Source organism: Streptomyces sp. NPDC127129, from assembly GCF_042671585.1.
Classification (GTDB): domain Bacteria; phylum Actinomycetota; class Actinomycetes; order Streptomycetales; family Streptomycetaceae; genus Streptomyces.
Genome location: NZ_JBHXTV010000009.1, coordinates 90110 through 112550 on the forward strand (window position 1 = coordinate 90110; position 22441 = coordinate 112550).

Annotated in this window: 22 protein-coding genes; 12 read left to right on the forward strand and 10 right to left on the reverse strand. The window is 71.7% G+C overall.

Annotated features, from left to right (window positions below; genetic code table 11):
* Window positions 1–35: 35 nt before the first annotated feature.
* Window positions 36–674, reverse strand: a complete 639-nt coding sequence (locus tag ACFVGW_RS18780) for a hypothetical protein (protein ID WP_385852759.1) — start codon at window positions 672–674, stop codon at window positions 36–38.
* Window positions 675–801: 127 nt separating this feature from the next.
* Between ACFVGW_RS18780 and ACFVGW_RS18785 the strand changes: the two genes are divergently transcribed.
* Complete coding sequence (locus ACFVGW_RS18785) at window positions 802–1371, forward strand: hypothetical protein (protein ID WP_385852760.1); 570 nt, start codon at window positions 802–804, stop codon at window positions 1369–1371.
* Between the two features lie 70 nt (window positions 1372–1441).
* Window positions 1442–1939: a hypothetical protein gene (locus tag ACFVGW_RS18790; protein ID WP_385852761.1), complete on the forward strand. Its 498-nt coding sequence runs from the start codon at window positions 1442–1444 to the stop codon at window positions 1937–1939.
* A 12-nt stretch (window positions 1940–1951) separates the two neighbouring features.
* Here the strand turns inward: ACFVGW_RS18790 and ACFVGW_RS18795 are convergent, their stop codons facing one another.
* The 3 genes from ACFVGW_RS18795 to ACFVGW_RS18805 are packed head-to-tail and all read right to left on the reverse strand — an operon-like array spanning window position 1952 to window position 4303.
* Window positions 1952–2722 carry an enoyl-CoA hydratase/isomerase family protein gene (locus ACFVGW_RS18795; protein WP_385852762.1) on the reverse strand — a complete coding sequence of 257 codons (771 nt, stop codon included), beginning with the start codon at window positions 2720–2722 and terminating at the stop codon, window positions 1952–1954.
* A complete protein-coding gene (locus ACFVGW_RS18800) occupies window positions 2719–3144 on the reverse strand; it encodes a Zn-ribbon domain-containing OB-fold protein (protein WP_383222751.1) in 426 nt (141 codons plus the stop codon). Before ACFVGW_RS18800 ends, ACFVGW_RS18795 begins: the two co-directional genes overlap by 4 nt.
* Window positions 3145–3160: 16 nt before the next feature.
* A complete protein-coding gene (locus ACFVGW_RS18805; protein WP_383288200.1) occupies window positions 3161–4303 on the reverse strand; it encodes a lipid-transfer protein in 1143 nt (380 codons plus the stop codon).
* 92 nt (window positions 4304–4395) lie between these two features.
* Between ACFVGW_RS18805 and ACFVGW_RS18810 the strand changes: the two genes are divergently transcribed.
* Entirely contained in the window at window positions 4396–5946 is a 1551-nt protein-coding gene (locus ACFVGW_RS18810) for a FadD3 family acyl-CoA ligase (RefSeq protein WP_385852763.1), read from the forward strand.
* Between the two features lie 90 nt (window positions 5947–6036).
* Window positions 6037–6690: a hypothetical protein gene (locus ACFVGW_RS18815; RefSeq protein WP_385852764.1), complete on the forward strand. Its 654-nt coding sequence runs from the start codon at window positions 6037–6039 to the stop codon at window positions 6688–6690.
* An 86-nt stretch (window positions 6691–6776) separates the two neighbouring features.
* Here ACFVGW_RS18815 and ACFVGW_RS18820 read toward each other — a convergent pair whose 3' ends face one another.
* The 3 genes from ACFVGW_RS18820 to ACFVGW_RS18830 form a co-directional block, all read right to left on the reverse strand.
* Window positions 6777–6995, reverse strand: a complete 219-nt coding sequence (locus tag ACFVGW_RS18820) for a hypothetical protein (RefSeq protein ID WP_385852765.1) — start codon at window positions 6993–6995, stop codon at window positions 6777–6779.
* Between the two features lie 347 nt (window positions 6996–7342).
* Window positions 7343–7516: a hypothetical protein gene (locus ACFVGW_RS18825; protein ID WP_383222766.1), complete on the reverse strand. Its 174-nt coding sequence runs from the start codon at window positions 7514–7516 to the stop codon at window positions 7343–7345.
* 202 nt (window positions 7517–7718) lie between these two features.
* The gene (locus tag ACFVGW_RS18830) at window positions 7719–10682 is read right to left on the reverse strand and encodes a BTAD domain-containing putative transcriptional regulator (RefSeq protein WP_385852766.1); all 2964 of its coding nucleotides are present in this window, start codon (window positions 10680–10682) and stop codon (window positions 7719–7721) included.
* Between the two features lie 155 nt (window positions 10683–10837).
* On the opposite strand from ACFVGW_RS18830, the gene ACFVGW_RS18835 reads away from it, so the two are divergent.
* The 7 genes from ACFVGW_RS18835 (at window position 10838) to ACFVGW_RS18865 (ending at window position 20240) form a co-directional block, all read left to right on the forward strand.
* Window positions 10838–12058, forward strand: a complete 1221-nt coding sequence (locus tag ACFVGW_RS18835) for an amidohydrolase family protein (protein ID WP_383222769.1) — start codon at window positions 10838–10840, stop codon at window positions 12056–12058.
* A 93-nt stretch (window positions 12059–12151) separates the two neighbouring features.
* Entirely contained in the window at window positions 12152–13072 is a 921-nt protein-coding gene (locus tag ACFVGW_RS18840; protein ID WP_385852767.1) for an LLM class F420-dependent oxidoreductase, read from the forward strand.
* Window positions 13073–13085: 13 nt separating this feature from the next.
* The gene (locus ACFVGW_RS18845) at window positions 13086–13847 is read left to right on the forward strand and encodes an SDR family NAD(P)-dependent oxidoreductase (RefSeq protein WP_385852768.1); all 762 of its coding nucleotides are present in this window, start codon (window positions 13086–13088) and stop codon (window positions 13845–13847) included.
* A gap of 108 nt (window positions 13848–13955) precedes the next feature.
* On the forward strand, window positions 13956–15080 hold the full coding sequence (locus ACFVGW_RS18850) for an LLM class flavin-dependent oxidoreductase (RefSeq protein ID WP_385852769.1): 1125 nt from the start codon (window positions 13956–13958) through the stop codon (window positions 15078–15080).
* Window positions 15081–15243: 163 nt separating this feature from the next.
* Entirely contained in the window at window positions 15244–16971 is a 1728-nt protein-coding gene (locus ACFVGW_RS18855; RefSeq protein WP_385852770.1) for an amidohydrolase family protein, read from the forward strand.
* Window positions 16968–18419 carry an aldehyde dehydrogenase family protein gene (locus ACFVGW_RS18860; RefSeq protein WP_385852771.1) on the forward strand — a complete coding sequence of 484 codons (1452 nt, stop codon included), beginning with the start codon at window positions 16968–16970 and terminating at the stop codon, window positions 18417–18419. The genes ACFVGW_RS18855 and ACFVGW_RS18860 overlap by 4 nt, the downstream gene beginning before the upstream one ends.
* 249 nt (window positions 18420–18668) lie before the next feature.
* Entirely contained in the window at window positions 18669–20240 is a 1572-nt protein-coding gene (locus tag ACFVGW_RS18865; protein ID WP_383222782.1) for an APC family permease, read from the forward strand.
* Between the two features lie 125 nt (window positions 20241–20365).
* Here ACFVGW_RS18865 and ACFVGW_RS18870 read toward each other — a convergent pair whose 3' ends face one another.
* On the reverse strand, window positions 20366–20584 hold the full coding sequence (locus ACFVGW_RS18870) for a hypothetical protein (RefSeq protein WP_385852772.1): 219 nt from the start codon (window positions 20582–20584) through the stop codon (window positions 20366–20368).
* A 75-nt stretch (window positions 20585–20659) separates the two neighbouring features.
* Here ACFVGW_RS18870 and ACFVGW_RS18875 point away from each other — a divergent pair, with 75 nt between their 5' ends.
* Window positions 20660–21130, forward strand: coding sequence for a GNAT family N-acetyltransferase (locus ACFVGW_RS18875; RefSeq protein WP_383223023.1), 471 nt, complete (start codon window positions 20660–20662; stop codon window positions 21128–21130).
* Here ACFVGW_RS18875 and ACFVGW_RS18880 read toward each other — a convergent pair.
* Both ACFVGW_RS18880 and ACFVGW_RS18885 read right to left on the reverse strand, forming a co-directional pair.
* Window positions 21102–21569 (reverse strand): carboxymuconolactone decarboxylase family protein, encoded by a 468-nt coding sequence (locus tag ACFVGW_RS18880; RefSeq protein ID WP_352187133.1) that lies wholly within the window; start codon window positions 21567–21569, stop codon window positions 21102–21104. The genes ACFVGW_RS18875 and ACFVGW_RS18880 overlap by 29 nt on opposite strands.
* 96 nt (window positions 21570–21665) lie before the next feature.
* The gene (locus ACFVGW_RS18885) at window positions 21666–22421 is read right to left on the reverse strand and encodes a GNAT family N-acetyltransferase (protein ID WP_385852905.1); all 756 of its coding nucleotides are present in this window, start codon (window positions 22419–22421) and stop codon (window positions 21666–21668) included.
* Window positions 22422–22441 lie beyond the last annotated feature (20 nt).

Here is a 22441-nt window from a genome sequence, read left to right on the forward strand (position 1 = left end):
GCCGGTCGGGGAGGCCGCGTCGGGCCGGGGAGCGGTCAGGCGCGGTGGCTGGGCGGCGGCTGCTGTCCCGGGTCCTGGTCCCAGGGCGGGACGTCCATGGTCCGCGTGGGCGCGCCGTAGGGGTCGTCCGGCATCGGGTGGCCGGGCTGCGTCGGGCTGTCGGGGCCTACGGGCCCGCCGGGCGGCGTGTGATCCGCCGGAGGCCAGGGCTCCGTGCGGCGGCCGGACTCCGGCCCGCCGAGGGGCAGGGTGCGCCTGGGTGCCCGGCGGCCGGACATGACGAGGGACGCCAGGAGGAGCAGGACCCCGCCGCCGAGGGCGTTCGCGACGCCGTCGCCGAGCCCCGTACCGTCGCCGGTGATCGTCAGACCGCCCTCGGCCTGGCCGACGCGGACCATCCACAGGACGGTGAAGCCCAGCACGGTCAGCCCGGCGAAGGCCACGAGCAGGCGGGAGCGGAAGACCACGCCGGCGAGGGTGATCACGGCCGCGAAGGCGAACGGCAGCAGAATCGAACCGATCACGTCCGCCTTGACGTCGGTGATGCCCCCGAACAGGTCCTGGATGCGGTATTCGCTGCCGTGACGGCCGTCGTACCAGGCACGGAAGGGGCTCCAGACGGCGGCCGTCGCTCCGGCGAGGGCCAGAACCGAGCCGATGACGTTGCGGACCATCGATCGGCCTCCTTACGGTCCGGCTCTCGCTGTCGACGCTACGCCGGGTGCGGGGGCCCCGCCACGCGGCGCTAGGGTGGCGCGCGCAAGGCAGGGACACGACAGAAATGCGGAAGGGCGGGGCGCGGTGAAGGCAGGACGACGGCTGCGGTTCTCGGCGGTGCTCGTGGTGGTCGTGCTGGCGCTGACCGGCTTCCAGACGGGCAAGAGCAGCGGCGGCAGCGGCGGCAAGAGCCGTGGTGGTTCGAGCGGCGGCGGCTGCTCCAGCTCCAAGAAGAAGAACAACGACCACGACTACGACGACGACCTGAGCGGCGGTGACAGCGGAGGCTCCTCCGGCGGCTCCGAGCCCTACCCGACCGGCTCCGCGCCCTCCCCGACGGTCACCGCGTCCTCCGTTCCGGCGGAGGTGACGGTGGTGGATTGTGTGAAGTTCGCGCAGAAGAAGCGCAAAGGCCGGCCGGCCCGGAAGGCGGACACCACCGCCAGTGTCCGGATCACCTCGCGGGCCACGGTGACGGAGACGTTCCGCGTTGAGCTGGAGTTCCAGGACGCGGGCGGCATGAGGCGGGACGAGGCCTCCGAGGACGTCATCGTGGGGCCTGGAGAGACCAAGGTCTTCGACGTGGCGATGGAGTCGCCGAGCGCGGTCGACCGGGTCCGGACGTGTGAAATCGCGGGCGTCTCCGTCCAGTAGGGTGACGTGCGCCCGTCAAGGCGGGCGCATCCGCTCATTCGTACACCGCACATTCAACGGGGGTTGAAGCGTGAAGCTTCGTCATGTCCGTGCCATCGCCGTCTTCGGTATCGCTCTGGTCGCGCTCACCGGCGCCCGCGGCTCCCACGGCGGCAGCTGCTCCGGCGGCGGCTCCAGCAGCTCCGGCAGCAACAGCAGCTCCAGCGGCGGCTCCGACAGCAGCAGCTCCAGCAGCGGTGGCGTGACCACCGGCGGCGTCGGCGGCTCGTCGAGGGACAAGGCCCAGCGCGACGTCCGCATCGACGAGTGCAAGCTCAGCGACGACCGGAAGAACCTGGTCGCCAAGGTGACGATCACCAACAGCGACTCCGCCGCGTACCTCTACGACGTCTCCCTGCAGTTCAAGGGCGACCCGAGCGCCAACATCGCGATGGCCAAGGTGGACGACGTCCGCGTCGAGGGCGGCGCCTCGACGCCGGCCGAGGCGACGACCCCGTACACCGGCACCGGCGACGGCTCCGAGTACACCCAGTGCGTCGTCGTCGACGCCGACCGCACCATCGGCTGACGAGACGCCTCGCTACCGCGTCCGGAAGCCCGCCGTCCGCCTCGTGAACAGCTCCGCCTGCCGCTCCGGCGGCAGGTTCCCCAGCGTCACGAGGTGCGGCGCGTGGGCGAGGGCCTGGGCGCGGGCGGCCTCCTTGGCCGACCACAGGGCGCGGACGGTGCCCTGGACCGCCTCGGTCGGGTACGCCGCGATGACGGCGGCGGCCCGGCGGGCGGCGTCCAGCGCCCCGCCGGGTTCCGTCAGCTCGGAGACGAGCCCCGTCTCGTACGCCCGGCGGGCCGAGATCCGCTCGGCCGTGCCCATCAGTGCCATGCGCGCGACCTCCCCGAACGGCATCCTCTGCGCCATGTGGATGGTCTCGAAGGCGCTGACCATCCCGTAGGCGGTGTGCGGGTCGAAGAAGGTCGCGTCCTCCCCGGCGACGAGGAACTCCGCCTCCCCGAGCAGGTAGAACGCCCCGCCGCAGGCCATCCCCTCCACGGCGGCCACCACCGGCTTCCACAGGTCGTTCGCCTTGGGTCCGACGGCGACGAGCGGATCGTCGATCGTGTACGGGGAGGACGGCTGGGGGACCTCGGCCGAGCGGTCGATGCCGGTGCAGAAGGCCCGGGTGCCCGCGCCGGTGACGACGACCGCCCGCACCTCGTCCTCGTACCTGAACTCACGCCAGGTGTCGGCCAGCCGGCGCGCCATGTCCAGGGTGATGGCGTTGTGCTTCTCGGCCCGGTCGAGGGTGACGACCGCGACGCCGGTCTCCTTGTCGCGTACGACGGTGAGGGTCATCCGCGCTCCAGGAGCCAGCGGGGCACGGCCATGCCGTCGATCTCGGTGAACGCGACCCGCACGCCCGCCCCGATCCGCAGCCGCTCCGGGTCGACCGAGTCGAGCGCCGCGCCGGGGGTGGCGACGACGTTTCCGACGAGCCGGATGCGGGGGGCGTCGACGAGCTCGACGACCACGGCGTTGTACGGGGCCTGGGCGGCGTAGTCCGGCAGGAGCGGCGGGTGGGGCAGGACGTACGACCAGATCCGGCCGCGTCCCGACATCAGGCGCCACTCGGCGGCGAAGGACTGGCAGTGCGGGCAGCAGGGCCGGGGCGGGAAGCGCAGCTCGCCGCAGTCGGCGCAGCCCTGGATCCTCAGTTCGCCCCGGGCGGCGTACTCCCAGAAGGGGGCGCCGTCCTCGTCCACGACAGGCGTCAGCATGGTGGGACTCAACTCCTCAGGCTCGAAGCAGGATGGCCGATGTGGGGACGCCCTCGCCCGCGGTGACCAGGCAGGTCGCGGCGTCCGGGACCTGGGCGGTGGAGGTGCCGCGGAGCTGCTTCACGCCCTCGTTGATGAGGTTGAAGCCGTGGACGTACGCCTCGCTGAGTCCGCCGCCGCCGGTGTTGATGGGCAGCCGGCCGCCGATCTCCAGCGCGCCGCCCTCGGTGAACGCGGCGCCCTCGCCGCGGTCGCAGAAGCCGTACCCCTCCAGGGAGAGCGGGATGAGCGGGGTGAACGCGTCGTAGATCTGGGCGACGTCGACGTCCTGGGGCCCGAAGTCGGCCTGCTTCCAGAGGTGCCGGGCGGCGGTCCAGGCGGGTCCGGTGAGCGGGTCGTCGTTCCAGTAGTTGACCATCCCGTGGTGCTGGGAGGGCAGGCCCTGGGCGGCGGAGTGGACGTACACGGGCTTCTGCCGGCAGTCGCGGGCCCGCTCGGCGCCGACGATCACGCACGCCAGCGCGCCGTCGGTCTCCAGGCAGTTGTCGAAGAGGCAGAGCGGTTCGCTGATCCAGCGCGCGGTCATGTACATCTCGCGGGTCAGCGGGCGCTCGTACATGATCGCGGCCGGGTTCTGGTTGGCGCGGTTGCGGCAGGCGAGAGCGACGTTGAAGAGGTGGTCGCGGGTGGCGCCGTACTCGTGCATGTAGCGGCGGGCGAGCATGCCGATCTCGTCGGAGGGCCGCAGGAGCCCGAAGGGCCGGGTCCACTGGCCGGGGGTGGGCAGCTGCACGGCGGTGTTCTTCCACGGCCGGGGGCCGCTGCCGCGCTTGCGTGACCGCCAGGCCACCCCGACGCTCGCCTGCCCGGTGGCGACGGCGGCGGCGAGATGGCCGACGGTGGCGCACGAGCCCCCGCCGCCGAAGCCGACCTTGGAGAAGAAGGTGACGTCGCCGGCGCCGATGGCCTTGGCGACCTCGACCTCGTCGGTCTCCTCCATCGTGTACGAGGCGAAGGCGTCGACCTCGGAGGGCGCGATGCCGGCGTCGTCGAGTGCCGCGAGGATCGCCCGGCAGGCGAGCGTCTTCTCGGACTCGGGGAGCTGTTTCGCGAATGGTGTCTGTCCGATCCCGACGATGGCCGTGGCGTCCTTGAGCACTGCAACCTCCCCGATCGCGAGCTGCTGACAGCGCGTCAGGGTACAGCTAATCTGACGGATAGTCAGCTACGGGTGCGGCGGAAGGGACTGCGATGCGCGGCGACCTGGAATGGGGCTCGATAGCGGGGCTCGTACGCTCGGCGGCCGAACGGTACGGGGCGGCGGAGGCGGTGGTCGACGGCCGTACCCGCGTCTCGTACGAGGAGCTGGGCGAGCGCGTCGAACGCGCCGCCGCGGCCTGTCTCGCGTCAGGCGTGGAGCGCGGCGACCGGGTCGCGATCTGGGCGCCGAACACCCTGGACTGGATCGTCTCGGCGCTCGGGGCGGTGACGGCGGGGGCGGTCCTCGTACCGCTGAACACCCGCTTCAAGGGCACGGAGGCGGCGTACGTCATCTCCCGCTCCCGGGCGAAGCTGCTCTTCGTCACCGGGACCTTCCTGGGCACCTCGTACGTGGCCTCCCTGCGCCGCGCCGGGGTCGAACTCCCGCACCTGGAAAGGGTGGTGGTGCTCGCGGACGCGGCACCCGAGGAGTACACGACCTGGAAGGACTTCCTGGCGGAGGGAGAGGCGGTCTCCTCGGCGGAAGTCCGCGCCAGGGCCGCCGCGATCGACTCCGCCGACCCCTCGGACATCATCTACACCTCGGGAACCACGGGCGCGCCGAAGGGCGCGGTGATCACGCACGCGCAGACGCTGCGCTGCTACGGCATCTGGTCGGAGCTCGCGGGCCTGCGGGAGGGCGACCGCTATCTGATCGTGAACCCGTTCTTCCACACCTTCGGCTACAAGGCAGGGATCATCGCCTGTCTGATGCGTGGCGCGGTGATGGTCCCGCAGCCCGTCTTCAACGTCGACACCGCCCTCGCGAACATCGCCGCCGAGCGCATCTCGGTCCTGCCCGGTCCGCCCACCCTGCACCAGTCGCTCCTGGACCACCCGGCCCGCTCCTCGTACGACCTCTCCGCCCTGCGGCTCGTGGTCACGGGCGCGGCCGTCGTGCCGCTGCGGCTCGTGGAGCGCCTGCGCGGTGAGCTGGGCGTCGGCACGGTCCTCACGGCGTACGGACTCTCCGAGGCGAGCGGCATCGTCACGATGTGCCGCAGGGGCGACCCGGCGGACGTCATCGCGACCACGTCCGGCCGTCCGATCCCCGGCACCGAGGTCAGGCTCTCGGAGGCGGGGGAGGTGCTGGTCCGCGGCCACCACGTGATGAGCGGCTACTTCGAGGACCCGGAGGAGACGGCGCGGGCCGTCGACGCGGACGGCTGGCTCCACACGGGTGACGTCGGGGTCATGGACGAGGCGGGCAACCTGCGGATCACGGACCGCATCAAGGACATGTTCATCGTCGGCGGCTTCAACGCCTACCCGGCGGAGATCGAGCAACTCCTCGGCCTGCACCCGGACATCGCCGACGTCGCGGTCATCGGCGTTCCCGACCCGCGGCTCGGGGAGGTCGGGAAGGCGTTCGCGGTGCGGCGGCCGACGGCCAGGGTCACGGCGGACGACCTGATCGCGTGGGCACGGCGGGAGATGGCGAACTACAAGGTGCCGAGGGAGGTGGAGTTCGTGGCGGAGCTGCCGAGGAACGCGAGCGGCAAGGTGGTCAAGGGGGTGCTCAGGTCACAACATCGTCGCTGACCGGCGGAACGCCGCCTTCAGGGCGGGCGGGCCGGGAACAATCCGCACCGCACGGCGTCCCCTTCCCCTCGCCTCCCCTTGGAGCAGCCGGTGTCGTCTCCCGAACTCCCGATAACCCTGACCCCGCAGCAGGCGGCCACGGGGGTGACCCTCACCCTCACGCTGCCGACCGGTCCCGCGCACATCCGGATCCCGCCGTGCCGCCACGGCGACCTGATCCCGGCGCAGGTCGGCGCCGGCACGGTGCTCCTGCGCATCCAGGTCGCCGGCCCGGCCCAGGCCCCGCGCAAGGCCAGTCCGTGGGGCTGCCTGGTGACGCTGGGCGTGATCGGCGCGGTGATCGCGGCGCTCGTCCTCACGAACGACGGTGACGACGAGACGCCGACGGCGGGCTCGCCGCCGGCCGCCACCACGGCGACCCCGTCCCCGTTCCCGACGACCGACCCGGTCCCCACGGCGACGACGGAGGCCCCGCCGGACCCGTACACGAAGGGCACCTGCCTCAACGGCACGCTCCCGGACTCGACGACGGCGCAGAGCGTGAGCGACATCGACGAGGTGGACTGCTCGGCCTCGGACGCGCACTACCGGGTGATCCAGACGTTCCCGCTGACCTCGGACCTGAACCGCTGCAATGCCAACCCGAAGACGCAGTACGCCTTCTCGCACCGCTACACGATCAACGGGGCGACGGTGAACGAGTACGTGTACTGCCTGGTGGGGCTGGGGACGTACGCGCGCTGAGCCCGCAGCCGCGGGGTTCGGGGCCGTTCGGCGGACGAGCAGGGGGCTGAACCGACGTACGGTCCAGGCCCCTTGTGGCGTGCGGGTCAGGTCGCGTGGAAGTCCTGGGGCCCGGCGCCCGTCGCGTGGAAGTCCTGGGGCCCCGTGCTCGTGGCGTGGAAGTCCTGGGGCCCCGTGCTCGTGGCGTGGAAGTCCTGGGGACCGGTCCCTGTGGCGTGGAAGTCCGCCAGGGCCGGGGTCGCCGTGCCGGCGGTGAACATCGCGGCGATGAAGGCTCCGGCCAGGAAGCGTGCGGTGCGGGACATGGCGACTCCTTGTGCGGGCAGGGGCGTGCGTGCCGTTCCAGCCTGTGCGATCGAGAACGTCAGTTCGACGGTTGCGTGACATTCCGGCCACGTGAGGGCGAGGGATTGGCCGGGATCCCGTAGCCGACGCGAGAGGGGCCGGGCGGATGCCCGGCCCCTCCTCACCGTCCGGTCGCCCGACGCGACAGGCTCTGCCCGACCGGTCCCCCCGGCCGTCGGACGTCCCCCGAGCCTTTGCCTTCGGCATTCCGGACGGTCACGGCTTCGGCGGCTCCCCCGATGGCGCCGCCGGGGCCGTCCCCCGTCGCGAGCCGGCCCCTCGTTCCCCCGTGGGCCGGCCCGGGTCGCTACTTGATGGGCTCACCGGTCGCGTGGGCGTCCAGCGGCTTGACGGGCTTGACCGGCTCGCTCGTCGCGTGGGCGTCCAGCGGCTTGATCGGCTCGCTCGTCGCGTGCGCGTCCAGCGTGGTGATCTCCTCGCCCGTGGCGTGGGCGTCAGTGGGCTTGAGGTTGTCGGCCATGAAGGTCATCTCCTGTAGCTGATGGACGTGGCGAGAGCGACGCCCGCCCGGCGATTCCCCCGTGGATCGCCGGGTGGGACGTCCAGGGCCGATCACCCTAACGGTGGGGCCTCATCGCGATCCGTCTGCCCCCCGACGCGGCGGATCGACATGCATGAGAGTGCCGTGCGGCGATAAACGATTGATGAACGACCTGGTGCGGTCACGCAACCGCGGCCGGGTGCAGCAGCGTGCGGACGTCCCCGGCCTCGGGGGAGGCGAGCTCCTCGAAGACCGTCAGAGCCTCCCGCCAGCACACACGTGCCCGGTCGATCTGCCCCAGCGCCGACAGACCGCGCCCCAGCACCGTCAGGACGTTGGCCCGCCGCCACTCGCCGCCGATCCCGTGCAGGACGGCGAGGGCCTGCTCCGCGTGGGACGCCGCCGACGCGGCCTTGCGCTCGGCGAGGTTGACCTCGGCGAGCCGGAACAGCGTCATGCCGTGCCACAGCTTCTGCCGGCTCTCCTGGAAGACGTTCAGCGCCTCGGTGAGGACGGCGCGCGCCTGCCCGGTCTCGCCGGCCTCGGTGAGTGCGAGGCCCAGCGCGTACTTGCCGTTGGCGAGGCGAAGCGGCAGACCGTCGTCCGCCTCCTCGTAGATCGCGATCCCCTGGCGGGCCAGCTCGACCGCGCTGGCGGTCCGGCCCATGGCGAGGTGCACCCGGGACAGGTTGCACAGGGCGCTGGCCTCCCCGGGCTTGTTCTGGTCCGCCCTGAACGCGGCGAGCGCCTGCGAGAGATGGGTCTCCGCGTCCGTGTGACGGCTCTCGTAGAGGGCGATGATGCCCAGCTGGTTGGGCGCCTGGGCGGACGAGACGGGGTCGCCGGCCGCGAGGCCGGCTTCCAGGGCGCGGCGGGCCTCGTCGGCGGCCTCGCCGAACCGTCCCGAGGTGCTGTGCACATGGGTGAGCATCGTCCGGGACCGGGCCTCCGCCCGCATCTCACCGGCCTTCGCCGCGGCTTCGCTGACGGTCGTGGCCGCCTGGGCGAACTGGTGGGTGTTCGCCCCCGACTCGGCGAGGTCGACGGCGGCCATCAGCAGGTCCGCGGCGCGGCGGAGAAGTCCGTTGCCTGCGGACTGGCGGGCACAGGCGAGGAGCCCGTTGGCCTCGGTGAACAGCCAGTCCAGGGCGGCTTCCTGCGTGGCGAAGACGAGACCGGGGTACTGGGTGCGCTCGAAGTGGTCCAGGACCCGCTCGCCCGGCCGTTCGATCGCGTACACCCGGGCCGCCGTCGACAGGTAGAAGTCCAGCAGCCGCGACAGCGCCAGCTCCCTTTCCACCGGCGGCTGTTCGTCCCGCTCCGCGCACGCACGCGCGTAGAGCCGCACCAGGTCGTGGTACCGGTAGCGGCCCGGGGCCGCCGACTCCAGGAGGGAGGTGTCGACCAGGGCCTCCAGGAGGTCCTCCGTGTCGTGGAGTTCCAGGTCGAGGACGGCCGCCGCCGCCGCGAGGGAGATGTCCGGGCCGTCGGCCAGGCCGAGGAGGCGGAAGGCGCGGGCCTGGGCCGGTTCCAGCTGGCCGTAGCCGAGTTCGAAGGTGGCCTTGACCGCGAGGTCGCCCGCCTGGAGTTCGTCCAGGCGGCGCCGCTCGTCGGCGAGCTTGGCCGCCAGGACCGCCACCGTCCAGGTGCGGCGGGCCGCCAGCCGGGAGGCCGCGATACGGATCGCCAGCGGGAGGAAGCCGCACGCGGCGACCACGTCGAGGGCCGCTTCCCGTTCCGCCGAGACGCGCTCCTCGCCGACGATCCGGGTGAAGAGCTGGAGCGCCTCCTCCGGCGACATGACGTCCAGGTCCACCAGGTGCGCCCCGGCCAGGTCCACCATCCGGATGCGGCTGGTCACCAGCGCCGCGCAGCCCGCGGTGCCGGGCAGGAGGGGACGGATCTGGGCCGCGTCCCGCGCGTTGTCGAGCAGTACCAGGACCCGCCGGCCGTCCAGCGTCGAGCGGTAGAGCGCCGCCCGCTCGTCCAGCGAGTCGGGGATCGCGGAGTCGGGTGTGCCGAGGGCCCGCAGGAACGCGCCGAGGACCGTCTCGGGGGCCGCCGCGCGGGCGCCCGCGCCCTGGAGGTCGACGTAGAGCTGTCCGTCGGGGAAGTGCGGCCGTGCCTCGTGCGCCACGTGCACGGCGAGCGTCGTCTTGCCGACGCCGCCGATGCCCGCCAGCGCCGACACGGCCATCACGGAGCCCTCCGCCGTGGCCAGTCGGCTGCCCAGCTCCCGTACGAAGGAGTTGCGGCCGGTGAAGTCCGGGACCGTGGCCGGGAGCTGCGCGGGCCGGGAGACGACCGGCGCCGGAGCCGATTCCTCCACCGGCCGGGCCAGTTCGGTGTCGGCCTGGAGGATCCGCTGCTGGAGGCGGGAGAGCTCCGGGTTCGGGTCGACGCCCAGCTCGTCTGCGAGGAGCCGGCGCGTGTCGGCGTAGACGGCCAGCGCCTCGGCCTGCCGGCCGCTGCGGTAGAGGGCCAGCATCAGCAGTTCGCGCAGGCGCTCGCGCAGCGGGTGGGCGGCGGTCAGCGCGGTCAGCTCGGAGACGGCCTCCGCGTGCGCCCCGGCCTCCAGGTCCATGTCGAGCCGGGTCTCCAGGAGCTGCAGCCGCCACTCCTCCAGGCGTACCCGCTGCGTCTCGGCGTACGGACCCGGTACGGAGGCCAGCGCCTCGCCGTCCCACAGTCCGAGGGCCTTGTTCAGCCGGGACCTGGCCGCCGCGCGGTCGCCCGCGCCCCGCAGCTTGTCGGCCTCGGCGGCCAGCTCCTGGGCGACGTTCAGGTCCAGCGCGCCCGCGTCGGCGGTGCGGATGGCGTAGCCGCCCGACTCGCTGACCAGCACTCCGGCGTCGAGGACCTTGCGCAGCCGGGAGGCGTACGTCCGTACCGCCGCCAGCGCCTGCGAGGGGGACTCCTCGCCCCAGATGGCGTCGATCAACTCGCCGGCCGTGGCCGTGCGCCCGTCGCGCAGGAGCAGCGCGGCGAGCAGGGCCCGTTGCTGGGGTGAGCCGGAGGGGAGGGCGGTGCCGTCCCGCCAGGCGCGTACCGGGCCGAGCACACTGAAGCGCAGGTCGTCCGTGCGGACGCGACCTGTCAGCGGAGCTCGCTGCTCCGGAACGTGCGGGCCGTTCTCACGGTCCATAGCTCCCCCTGCCGTACCGCTGGTTTCGCCCCTGACAGTCTGCCTTGCCCGGAGGGGATGCGTCAGCATCGGGTCACTGTCTGCACAAGTCCTGCCACATGATTCGGCCGACCAAGGAGCTGACGGGTCGTCAGATCGGCGCTACCGTGAAACGCATGGAGACCTTCCCGAAGATCATCTCGGTGGACGACCACACCGTGGAGCCGCCTCACGTCTGGCGGGACCGGCTCCCGTCCAGGTACCGCGACACCGGACCCCGGATCGTCCGCGCGCCCTTGAAGGAAATGACCTTCCTCGGCGGAAAGTTCGCACCCGTCATGGGTGCCAAGGGCGACGACGGACCCATCGGCGACTGGTGGGTGTACGAGGACCTGCACCGGCCGCTCACCCGTCTCGACACCGCCGTCGGCTACGACCGGGACGAGATCAGGCTCGAGGTCATCACCTACGAGCAGATGCGCCCCGGCTCGTACAGCGTCCCCGACCGGCTGGCCGACATGGACGTCAACCACGTCCAGTCCGCGCTCTGCTTCCCCACCTTCCCGCGCTTCTGCGGGCAGACCTTCACCGAGGCGGGCGACCGTGAGCTCGGTCTCCTCGGCGTCCGCGCGTACAACGACTGGATGGTGGAGGAGTGGTGCGGGCCCGAGGCCCGCGGGCGGCTGATCCCGCTCACCCTCATACCCCTGTGGGACGCCGAGCTGGCCGCCGAGGAGGTGCGGCGCAACGCCGCCCGCGGGGTGCGTGCCGTCGCCTTCTCCGAGATCCCGCCGCACCTCGGGCTCCCGTCGGTCCACACCGACTACTGGGACCCGTTCCTTCGCGCCTGCGACGAGACCGGAACCGTCGTCGCCATGCACATCGGCTCCTCCAGCCGGATGCCGTCCACCTCCGCCGACGCCCCGCCCGCCGTCGGCTCCACCATCACCTTCGCCAACTGCTGCTTCTCGATGGTGGACTGGCTGATGAGCGGGAAGTTCGAGCGCTTCCCCAATCTGAGGATCATGTACGCCGAGGGCCAGATCGGCTGGATCCCGTACATCCTGGAGCGCGCCGACGTCGTCTGGGAGGAGAACCGCGGCTGGGGCGGTGTCGCCGACAAGGTGCTGCGCCCGCCGTCGGAGCTCTTCGCCGAGCACGTCTACGGCTGTTTCTTCGACGACGCCTTCGGCCTGAAGAACCTCGACGCGATCGGTGTCGGGAACGTCCTCTACGAGACGGACTACCCGCACTCCGACTCCACCTGGCCGAAGTCGCGCGAGGTCGGCGAGGCACAGATGGGGCACCTGGCGCCGGACGTGGTGGAGCGGATCGTGCGCGGCAACGCGATCGAGCTGCTCGGGCTGACCCCGGACGGGCTCTGGCCCGGAGCCTGACCCCCGCACGCCCCTTGTCTGATGAACCGTCAGGTACGAGCATTGGCCCCGTCCGCTCGTACCTGATGGATCGTCAGATTGAAGGGGCCCGCCATGGTCGTCTACGGGATGCAGCTCCCGGTCCAGTCGCAGAGCACCCTCTACGCCGAGCCCTGGGAGGCCGCCGCGGGCCCCGCCGACCTGGTGGAGGTCGCCCGCGTCGCCGACCGGTCCGGCTTCGACTACATCGCGAGCTGCGACCACGTCGCCATCCCGCGCCGCCTCGCCGGGCCCATGAGCACCGTCTGGTACGACCCCGTCGCCACGCTCTCCTTCCTGGCCGCCGCGACCGAACGCGTCCGGCTGCTCTCGCACGTCGCCGTCGTCGGTCTGCGTCACCCCCTGGTGACCGCCAAGGCGTACGCGACCCTCGACCACCTCTCCGGCGGCCGCCTGGTCCTCGGGGTCGGGGCCGGGCACGTCCAGGAGGAGTTCGAGGCCGTCGGGGCGGACTTCGCCGGGCGCGGGGGCGTGCTCGACGAGACGATCGACGCGCTCCGGGCGGCGCTCGGTCCGGAGGAGTACCCGGAGCACACCGGCGAGCGGTTCGTCTTCAAGGACCTCGGGCAGCTGCCCCGGCCCGCCCAGGAGCGGGTGCCCGTCTGGGTGGGCGGCTCCTCGCCGGCCGCCGTGCGCCGCGCCGCCCTCAAGGGGGACGGCTGGCTGCCGCAGGGCGACCCGAGGGACAGGCTCCCGGCCCAGATCGCCCGGCTCGGGAGCCTGCGCGAGGAGGCCGGCATCGAGGACCCGATCACCGTCGGGGCGATCGTCGAGGCCCTGTACGTCGGCGAGGCCGGCTGGGACGTCGGCCGGCGCACGCTCTCCGGCAAGCCGGAGGCCCTCGCCGAGTCGCTGAACGCGTACGGAGAGATGGGCGTGCATCAGATCCAGGTCCGGTTCCGCTCCCGGAGCCGTACCGAACTCACCGATCAGATGGCGGCGTTCGCCGCCGAGGTCGCCCCCCACCTGAGCTGAGGAGTGGACGGACATGGGCAAGCTGGACGGGCGGGTCGTCGTCGTCACCGGCGCGGCGCGCGGTCAGGGCGAGCAGGAGGCGCGGCTCTTCGCCGCCGAGGGGGCGCGGGTCGTCCTCGCCGACGTGCTCGACGCTCCCGGCGAGGCGCTGGCGAAGGAGCTGGGGGAGGAGCGCGCGGTCTACGTCCACCTCGACGTCACGCGCGAGGAGGACTGGACGACGGCGGTCGCCGTCGCCAAGGAGCGCTTCGGGCGGATCGACGGCCTGGTGAACAACGCGGGCATCCTGCGCTTCAACGAGCTGGTCTCCACGCCCCTGGAGGAGTTCCAGGCGATCGTCTCGGTCAACCAGGTCGGCTGCTTCCTGGGGATCCGGACGGTCGCGCCCGAGATCGAGGCGGCCGGCGGCGGCACGATCGTCAACACCGCCTCGTACACGGGTCTGACGGGCATGGTGGGCGTCGGCGCGTACGCGGCGACCAAGCACGCCGTGCTCGGCCTCACCCGCGTCGCCGCGCTGGAGCTGGCGGCGAAGGGCATCCGGGTCAACGCGGTCTGCCCGGGGGCGATCGACACCCCGATGAGCAACCCGGAGGGCGTCGACCCGGAGGCGACGGCCGGGCTGTACCGGCAGCTGGTGCCGATGGGCCGGATCGGGAAGCCCGAGGAGGTGGCGGCGCTCGCGCTCTTCCTGACCGCCGGGGACTCGTCCTACATCACGGGGCAGCCGTTCGTCATCGACGGCGGCTGGCTTGCCGGCGTCAAGCTCTTCTGAATGGTTCTGACGTTCCATCAGGTATTGACGCACCTGCCGCACGGTGCGAAAGTCGGGCACATCGAGAATCTGACGGTACGTCAGAAACAACGAGGACGGTGAACCCCCTTGGAATTCGGGATCTTCGTACAGGGATACGTCGGCAAGCGCGCCGAGACCGATCCCGAGGCCGAGCACAAGGCGCTGATGGAGGAGACCGAGTACGTCATCCAGGCCGACAGGTCCGGGTTCAAGTACGCCTGGGCCTCCGAGCACCACTTCCTGGAGGAGTACTCGCACCTCTCGGCGAACGACGTCTACCTCGGCTACCTCGCCCACGCCACCGACCGGATCCACCTCGGCTCCGGCATCTTCAACCCGCTGGCGCCGGTGAACCACCCGGTCAAGGTCGCCGAGAAGGTCGCCATGCTCGACCATCTCTCCCAGGGCCGCTTCGAGTTCGGCTCGGGCCGCGGGGCGGGCTCCCACGAGATCCTCGGGTTCATGCCGGGCATCACCGACATGAACCACACGAAGGAGATCTGGGAGGAGACGATCGCCGAGTTCCCCAAGATGTGGCTCCAGGACGAGTACGTCGGCTTCCAGGGCAAGCACTGGTCGCTGCCGCCGCGCAAGGTCCTGCCCAAGCCGTACGGGAAGTCCCACCCGGCCATGTGGTACGCGGCCGGCTCGCCCTCCTCGTACGCGATGGCCGGCCGGAAGGGGCTCGGCGTCCTCGGATTCAGCGTGCAGAAGGTCTCCGACATGGAGTGGGTCGTCGAGTCGTACAAGACGGCCATCAAGGAGGCCAAGGCGGTCGGCGACTTCGTCAACGACAACGTGATGGTCACCTCGACCGCGATCTGCGCCGAGACGCACGACAAGGCGGTCGAGATCGCCGTCGGCGGCGGCCTCAACTACCTGCAGTCGCTGCTCTTCCGCTACCACGACACCTTCCCCCGGCCCGAGGGCATCCCCGAGTGGCCGGAGCTGCTGCCCGAGTACTCGGCCGAGATCATCGAACTCCTCATCCAGGAAGAGCTGATGATCTGCGGCGACCCGTCGGAGGTCCTCACCCAGTGCAAGCGCTGGGAGCAGGCGGGCGCCGACCAGCTGTCCTTCGGCCTGCCGATCGGGATCAGCTACGAGGACACGATGAACACGGTCAAGCTGATCGGTGAGCACGTGATCCCCGAGATCGACACGGACCCGGTCCACCGCACGACCCGCTTCCGCCAGGCCGCGACGTCCTGACGGGGGCCCGCCCTCCGGGCCGGGGAGCTCCCCGACCGTCACGAGCGCGGGGCGGTGTCTTCCCGGACCACCGTTCCGTACCGGCCCCGGCCGGGGACGTCGTAGCCGCGGCCGGCTACCGCGTCCCCGGCCGGGGCGTGTTCATGTGCAGAAAGGGACCGTCATGCTCGACCACCTGATCAAGGGCGCCACCGTCGTGGACGGCACCGGCGCCCCCGCCTTCGTCGCCGACATCGGCATACGCGACGGAAGGATCGTCTTCGCCGGAGCGGACGCCACCGCCCGCACCACCGAGGACGCCACCGGCCTCGTCCTCGCCCCCGGCTTCGTCGATCCCCACACCCACTACGACGCACAGCTCTTCTGGGACCCCTTCGCCACCCCCTCCATGAACCACGGCGTCACCACCGTCGCCGGCGGCAACTGCGGCTTCACCCTCGCGCCCCTCCACCCGGACCGGCCCGAGGACGCCGACTACACACGCCGCATGATGTCCAAGGTCGAGGGCATGGCCCTCAAGGCCCTGGAGGAGGGCGTCGACTGGAGCTGGTCCTCCTTCGGCCAGTACCTCGACGCCCTCGAAGGACGGATCGCCGTCAACGCGGGCTTCATGGTCGGGCACTGCGCCCTGCGCCGGTACGTGATGGGCGCGGAGGCCGTCGGCGGGCAGCCCACGCCCGAGCAGCTCGACCGGATGACGGCGCTGCTCCACGAGGCGATGGAGTCCGGTGCCTGGGGCCTGTCCACCACCCAGTCCTCCACGCACTCCGACGGCGACGGCTCCCCGGTCGCCTCCCGGCACGCCACGCCCGCCGAGCTGATCGCGCTCTCCGCGGCGGTCGGCGAGCACGAGGGCACCCAGCTCGAAGCGATCCTCGCCGGCTGCCTCGACCAGTTCTCCGACGAGGAGATCGACCTCTTCGTCGACATGACGGCCGCCGCCGGCCGCCCCCTGAACTGGAACGTCCTCACCATCGACGCCGCCGTCCCCGAACGGGTCCCGCGCCAGCTCGTCGCCTCCGAACGCGCCCGCAAGTCCGGCGGCCGGATCGTCGCGCTCACCATGCCGATCCTCACCCCCATGAACATGTCGCTCGGCACGTTCTGCGCCCTCAACCTCATCCCGGGCTGGGGCGAGATCCTGGCGCTTCCCGTGCCCGAGCGGATCGCCAGGCTCCGTGACCCGGAGGTCCGGGCCGAGATGCTGCGCCGCGCCGACTCCAAGGAGGCCGGTGTCTTCCGCCGCCTCGCGCACTTCGGCCGGTACGTCATCGGCGACACCTACAGCCGCGAGAACGAGGGCCTCAGCGGGCGGGTCGTGGGCGACATCGCCGCCGAGCGCGGCCAGGACCCGTTCCAGTGCCTCGTCGAGATCTGCGCCAACGACGAGCTGAAGACCGTGCTGTGGCCGATGCCCAGCGACAACGACCCGGCCTCCTGGGCGCTGCGCCGCGAGACCTGGGAGCACGAGGACGTGATGCTCGGCGGCTCGGACGCGGGCGCGCACCTGGACCGCATGTGCGGCGCCCCCTACACCACCCGCTTCCTCGGCGACTGTCTGCGCGGCCGGAAGCTGCTCCCGCTGGAGCAGGCGGTGAAGATGCTCAGCGACGACCCGGCCCGGCTCTTCGGGCTGCGCGAGCGCGGGCGGATCGCCGAGGGGTTCCATGCCGACCTGGTCCTCTTCGACCCCGAGCGGATCGACGCGGGCCCGGCGACCCTGGTGCACGACCTGCCGGGCGGCAGTCCCCGGCTCGATTCGCGGGCGGTCGGCATCGTCTCCGTCCGCGTCAACGGCGTGGAGACCATCCGCGACGACGAGGTGACCGGCGCGATCCCCGGCAGGGTGCTGCGCTCGGGCCGTGACACGAGGACGGTGTCCACACGGTGACGCAGCGACTGTTCATCGGCGGCGAGTGGGTCGAGCCCGACGGCGGGCACTACGAGGTGGTCAACCCGGCCACCGAGGAGGTCGTCGGGCTCGCGCCCGAGGCCTCCCGCGACCAGGTGTACGAGGCGGCCGAGGCCGCCCGGGAGGCCTTCGCGACCTGGTCCCGCACGAAACCGGAGGAACGCGCCGCGATCCTCGACCGGGCCGCCGACCTGATGGCCCGCGACGCCGACGCGCACACCGTCCTCGCGCAGGCCGAGACCGGGGCCACCACCGGGACCGCGCGGGGCATGCAGGTCGCCGTCGGCTCCTCCCGCTTCCGCCGGTACGCGCGCGGCGCCCTGGAACCGGTCGAGCAGGCCCTGCCCCCGCAGATCAACGAGGCGGGCCCCATGGGGAAGGCCGGGGTCTTCGGCGCGGTCGCGGTGCGCCGCCCGGTCGGGGTGGTCAGCTGCATCACCTCGTACAACAACCCCTGGGCCAACCCGGCCGGCAAGATCGCCCCGGCCCTCGCCATGGGCAACACGGTCGTGGTGAAGCCCGCCCCGCAGGACCCGCTCTCCGTGTTCGCGATGGCCCGGGCGCTGGAGGAGGCGGGGGTCCCCGCCGGCGTGGTCAACGTCGTCACGGGGACGAGTACGGCCGTCGGCGAGGCGGCCGTCGACTCCCCGGCCGTCGACATGGTCTCCTTCACCGGATCCACGGCGGTCGGGCAGCGCATCGGCGAGGTCTGCGGCCGGGCGCTGAAGCGGCAGCTGATGGAGCTGGGCGGGAAGGGCGCGGCGCTGGTCTTCGACGACGCCGACCTCGACTCCGCGGTGATGGGGATCGGCACCACCTTCTCCTTCTACAGCGGACAGATCTGTACGGCCCCGACCCGGGTCCTCGCCCAGCGCGGGATCCACGAGCAGCTGATCGAGAAGCTGACCGGCTATCTCGCGTACATGAAGGTCGGCGACCCGACGGTCCCGGGCACGGTCGTCGGCCCGGTGATCTCGGCGGCCCACCGCGACCGGGTGGAGGCGTACGTCGAGCTGGGGCGGAAGGAGGGCGCGCGGGTGGTCGCGGGCGGCGAGCGCCCGGCCGTGGAGCGCGGCTTCTACGTGGCTCCGACGCTGCTCGCGGAGTGCACGAACGACATGCGGGTGGTCCGGGAGGAGATCTTCGGCCCGGTCGTCGTGGTCGTCCCCTTCGACGACGAGGAGGAGGGGATCGCGCTGGCGAACGACAGCGACTACGGGCTGCTCGACTACGTGTGGTCGGGCGACGTGGCCCGCGCGTTCCGCGTCGCGGCCCGGCTGAGGGCGGGCGGTGTCGGGGTGAACACCATCGGACGGAACATGGAGGCGCCGTTCGGCGGGTTCAAGAAGAGCGGTGTCGGACGGGACGTGGGGTCGTACGCCCTGCACGCGTACAGCGAGACGCAGGCGGTGGTCTGGCCGGGCTGACGCCCTCCCCGCACGGCCCGGAAAATTCTTCGGGAAAATTTGGAAACGGACATTAAGGACAGTGCTGCGGTTCCCGCATATCGGACAGCTCCTGAGACGCCTACCAATCGGTCGGTTCGGATCCGTCGTCGATCTTTCAATCAATGACGAGATGGCGTTGCCACCCTCGCAATGCAAGGTGAAGATCGCTCAAATGTCTCGGACTCGCGTCCTCCGGATGTGGAAACCGCAGCACTTAACGTCCTGTTCATGACTCAGGTGGATGCACGGCCCCAGGCCGGAGACACGGTAAGGGGCGTCACCCCCTCGGGTGAGAGCCAGGGCGTACGCACCAAGGGGCTCGGCGGAAACTCCGTCGGGCTCATGGGAAGCGCCGTCATCGGCATCTCGACGGTCGCCCCCGTCTACTGCCTGACCTCCACGCTCGGCTCCACGGCCGGCGAGGTCGGGCTCCAGATGCCCGCGATCTTCCTCGCGGGCTTCCTCCCGATGCTCCTCGTCGCCTTCGCGTACCGGGAGCTCAACCGGGTGATGCCGGACTGCGGCACCTCCTTCACCTGGACGGTCAAGGCCTTCGGCCCCCGGATCGGCTGGATGTGCGGCTGGGGCCTCGTCATCGCGACGATCATCGTCCTGTCCAACCTGGCCGGCGTCGCGACCTCGTACTTCTGGCTCCTCGCCGGCGAGATCACCGGCAGCGACTCCGTCGCCGCCCTGGACGACAACAAGGCCGTCCACATCCTCACCTGCCTCGTGCTCATCGCCGTCGCGACCGCGATCAGCTACCGCGGCATGACCGCCACCAAGGGCGTGCAGTACGCCCTCGTCGGTCTCCAGCTCGTCGTCCTCGCGCTCTTCGTCGCGATGGCCTTCCAGAAGGCCGGCAGCGGCGCCTTCGACACCGGGCTCTCCTTCTCCTGGGAGTGGATGAACCCGTTCGCCGTCCAGTCCTTCGCCGCCTTCACGGCCGGTCTCTCCCTCTCGATCTTCATGTACTGGGGCTGGGATGCCTGCATGGCGACCAACGAGGAGACCACGGGCAGCGCCAAGACCCCCGGCCGCGCCGCCCTCATCGCGATGGTCGTCCTGGTCGGCTCCTACCTCGCCACCGGCGTCGCCGCGCAGATGGCCGTCGGCTCCGGCGACAGCGGCCTCGGCCTCGCCAACCCGGAGACCTCCGACAACGTCTTCGCCGCCCTCGCCGGCCCGGTCATGGGCCCGGCCCTCGGCATCCTGCTCTTCGTCGCCGTCCTCGCCTCCGCGGCGGCCAGCCTCCAGACGACGTTCATCCCGGTGGCCCGCACAGTGCTGGCGATGTCGACGTACGAGGCGCTCCCGGCGTCCTTCGCCAAGGTCGACCCGCGCTTCAAGGTCCCGGGCAAGGCCACGGTCATCGCGGGCGTCGCCACCGGCGTCTTCTACACGGTGATGACCCTCGTCAGCGAGAACGTCCTGGTCGACACGATCTACGCGCTCGGCCTGATGATCTGCTTCTACTACTCGCTGACCGCGTTCGCCTGCGCCTGGTACTTCCGCAGGGAGCTCTTCCGCTCCGGCCGGGACTTCGTCTACAAGGGCCTGTGCCCGGTGCTCGGCGGCATCCTGCTCACCGGTGTCTTCGGCAAGACGCTCTACGACATGTGGGACCCGGCCTACGGCAGCGGCTCCTCGGTCCTCGGCGTGGGCTCGGTCTTCGTGATCGGCGTCGGGCTGCTGCTGGTCGGCCTGGTGATCATGCTGGTGATGCAGCGCAGGAGCCCCGCGTTCTTCCGGGGCGAGGTGCTGACGAAGGAGACGCCGTCGCTGGTGGTGGCGGACTGAACCCCAGCCGTGTGAACCCCTGAGCTGTATGAACCCCAGCCGTGTGAACCCCTGAGTCGAACGACGAACGAGGTGGCGGGACCGTCTTCCGGTCCCGCCACCTCGTTCGTCCGTCGCCGCCCCCGTCAGCGGCCGGGGAGCAGCCGCTCCACCGTCGCGTTGGCGGCCGGCAGGTCGGCCGCGGAGGCGGGCTTCTCCTGGGGGTCCAGAAGGCCGCTCAGCGGCACGACGGACGGCAGCGTGGCGTTGCCGAGGTCGGTGGTGCCGGCGGCGGCGGGCCCGGCGGCGCCGAGGCCCGCGGCGACGGCGAGACCGGTCAGGGCGAGGTTGCGGATCATCTTCATGCCCCCACCAACGAGCGGCCCCCGTGCCAGGTGGCGCCCGGCACTTCCTAGGATGCGTCCGTGTACACGGAAACGATGTGGTCGCTGCGCCCCGGTCGGGCCGAGGACGTGGAGCCGATCGCCGATCTGCGGGCGGTCGTGATGCGCGACGATCTGGTGCGGCTCGGCCGCTACGACGAGCACCGGGTGCGCCAGCGGCTGCGCGACGGCTTCTCCACGGAGCACACCTCGGTCGTCGAGGCCGACGGGACCCTCGTGGGCTGTGTGACGCTCCGCCCGTACGGCGACGGTCCCGGGCTCTACCTCGAACACTTCTACCTGGCCCCCGAGGCCCAGGGTGCGGGCCTCGGGACGGCGGTCCTGCGGGAGCTGCTTGCCCGGGCGGACGAGCAGTCCCTCCCCGTGCGGCTCGTCGTGGTGCGGGGCAGCAGGGCCCAGCGCCTCTACGAACGCGAGGGGTTCACGGTGGAGTCGACCGAGGACCCGATCGACGTCCTGATGGTGCGCGAGGCGCCGCTCAGAGAGCCACGCCCGCCGGCTGCCTGATCGTCACGTTGATCCGGTTGAACAGGTTGGTGAGGGCGACCATCATCACGATCGCCGAGAGCTGCTTCTCGTCGAAGTGGTCGGCGGCCGCGTCCCACACCGCGTCCGGCACGGCGTCCGAGGTGTCGGCCAGCCGCGTCGCGTGCTCGGCGAGCGCCAGCGCGGCCCGCTCCTCGTCCGTGAAGTAGGGCGCCTCGCGCCAGGCGGCGACGGCGAAGAGCTTCTCGTCGCTCATCCCCGCCTTCCGGGCGGACTTGACGCCGTAGTCGACGCAGAAACCGCAGCCGTTGATCTGGCTGGCACGCAGGTGCACGAGCTCCAGCGTCGACTCCGGGACGCCGCCCTGACGGGTGGCCTTCACCAGACTCTGGATGGCGGCTCCGGCGTCGGGCAGGACGTAGGCGGGGTTGGTCATCCGGGGGGTGATCTCGTGCAGCATGGTCGCTCCTCAGCGGTTGCGTGGTGCCGTTCGTGTTGCCTTCACCGCACTGACGGAGCGCGCGACGCGGATGTGACACGTCCCGGGAAGTTTTTCTCAGGAAGCCGGCTCCGCGATGAGCGCCGTGCCGACCGTGCGGAAACCGAGGCGCCCGTAGAGCCGGGCCACCGACGCGTCCGACGCCGAGAGGAAGACGGTCTCCACACCCGCGGCCCGGGCGTCGGCGACCAGTGCGGCGGTCACCGCGAGGCCCAGGCCGCGGCGGCGGGCGTCCGGCAGGGTGCCGACGCCGACGACCTCCGCGACCGGGCCGACCGGCTGGTACTGCCCGGCGGACAGGGCGGTTCCCGTCGCGTCCACCGCGGCGGCGAGCCGGGTGAGCCCCGCCTCGATCCTGCCGGCCAGGTTGGCGGCGGCCCCGGGCGCCGGGGCGACCCCGAAGGCCGCGAACGGCGCGGCGGCGGCCGACTCCAGGACGGCATCACCGGCGCCCACGATCCGTACGGTGACGTCCTCGGGCGTCGTGACCGCTGCGGGCTCCCCGTCCAGGACCATCAGCGGGTGCTCGTGCACCACGAGCCCGCTCTTCTCCACGGCCGCGCGCAGCCCCGGGGTCGTCTCCGCCACCCACTCGAACGCCTCGGGAGCGCCCAGCTCGCGCTGTCGCGCGCGCACGCGGTCCACCGCGTCGGCCGTCACCTCCCCGGTGTGCCCGAGCGTCGGCCGCGCGTAGTACGGCCACCCCTCTCCCTCCCGTACGAAGAGGGTGAGCGGCCCGAACTCCTCGGTACGGGCGGCGGATCGGGGGACGGTGTCGTAATAGGTCTCGAGTCGGCTCAGCATGCCGCTCATCCAAGCAGCCGGGCCACGGC

Coding starts and splice junctions, on each gene's coding strand:
- ACFVGW_RS18865 (WP_383222782.1), top strand. CDS start 18,669: ATGACTCAGGTGGATGCACGGCCCCAGGCCGGAGACACGGTAAGGGGC.
- ACFVGW_RS18810 (WP_385852763.1), top strand. CDS start 4,396: ATGCGCGGCGACCTGGAATGGGGCTCGATAGCGGGGCTCGTACGCTCG.
- ACFVGW_RS18780 (WP_385852759.1), bottom strand. CDS start 674: ATGGTCCGCAACGTCATCGGCTCGGTTCTGGCCCTCGCCGGAGCGACG.
- ACFVGW_RS18885 (WP_385852905.1), bottom strand. CDS start 22,421: ATGAGCGGCATGCTGAGCCGACTCGAGACCTATTACGACACCGTCCCC.
- ACFVGW_RS18795 (WP_385852762.1), bottom strand. CDS start 2,722: ATGACCCTCACCGTCGTACGCGACAAGGAGACCGGCGTCGCGGTCGTC.
- ACFVGW_RS18855 (WP_385852770.1), top strand. CDS start 15,244: ATGCTCGACCACCTGATCAAGGGCGCCACCGTCGTGGACGGCACCGGC.
- ACFVGW_RS18830 (WP_385852766.1), bottom strand. CDS start 10,682: ATGGACCGTGAGAACGGCCCGCACGTTCCGGAGCAGCGAGCTCCGCTG.
- ACFVGW_RS18870 (WP_385852772.1), bottom strand. CDS start 20,584: ATGAAGATGATCCGCAACCTCGCCCTGACCGGTCTCGCCGTCGCCGCG.
- ACFVGW_RS18880 (WP_352187133.1), bottom strand. CDS start 21,569: ATGCTGCACGAGATCACCCCCCGGATGACCAACCCCGCCTACGTCCTG.
- ACFVGW_RS18820 (WP_385852765.1), bottom strand. CDS start 6,995: ATGTCCCGCACCGCACGCTTCCTGGCCGGAGCCTTCATCGCCGCGATG.
- ACFVGW_RS18845 (WP_385852768.1), top strand. CDS start 13,086: ATGGGCAAGCTGGACGGGCGGGTCGTCGTCGTCACCGGCGCGGCGCGC.
- ACFVGW_RS18825 (WP_383222766.1), bottom strand. CDS start 7,516: ATGGCCGACAACCTCAAGCCCACTGACGCCCACGCCACGGGCGAGGAG.
- ACFVGW_RS18840 (WP_385852767.1), top strand. CDS start 12,152: ATGGTCGTCTACGGGATGCAGCTCCCGGTCCAGTCGCAGAGCACCCTC.
- ACFVGW_RS18875 (WP_383223023.1), top strand. CDS start 20,660: ATGTGGTCGCTGCGCCCCGGTCGGGCCGAGGACGTGGAGCCGATCGCC.
- ACFVGW_RS18835 (WP_383222769.1), top strand. CDS start 10,838: ATGGAGACCTTCCCGAAGATCATCTCGGTGGACGACCACACCGTGGAG.
- ACFVGW_RS18800 (WP_383222751.1), bottom strand. CDS start 3,144: ATGCTGACGCCTGTCGTGGACGAGGACGGCGCCCCCTTCTGGGAGTAC.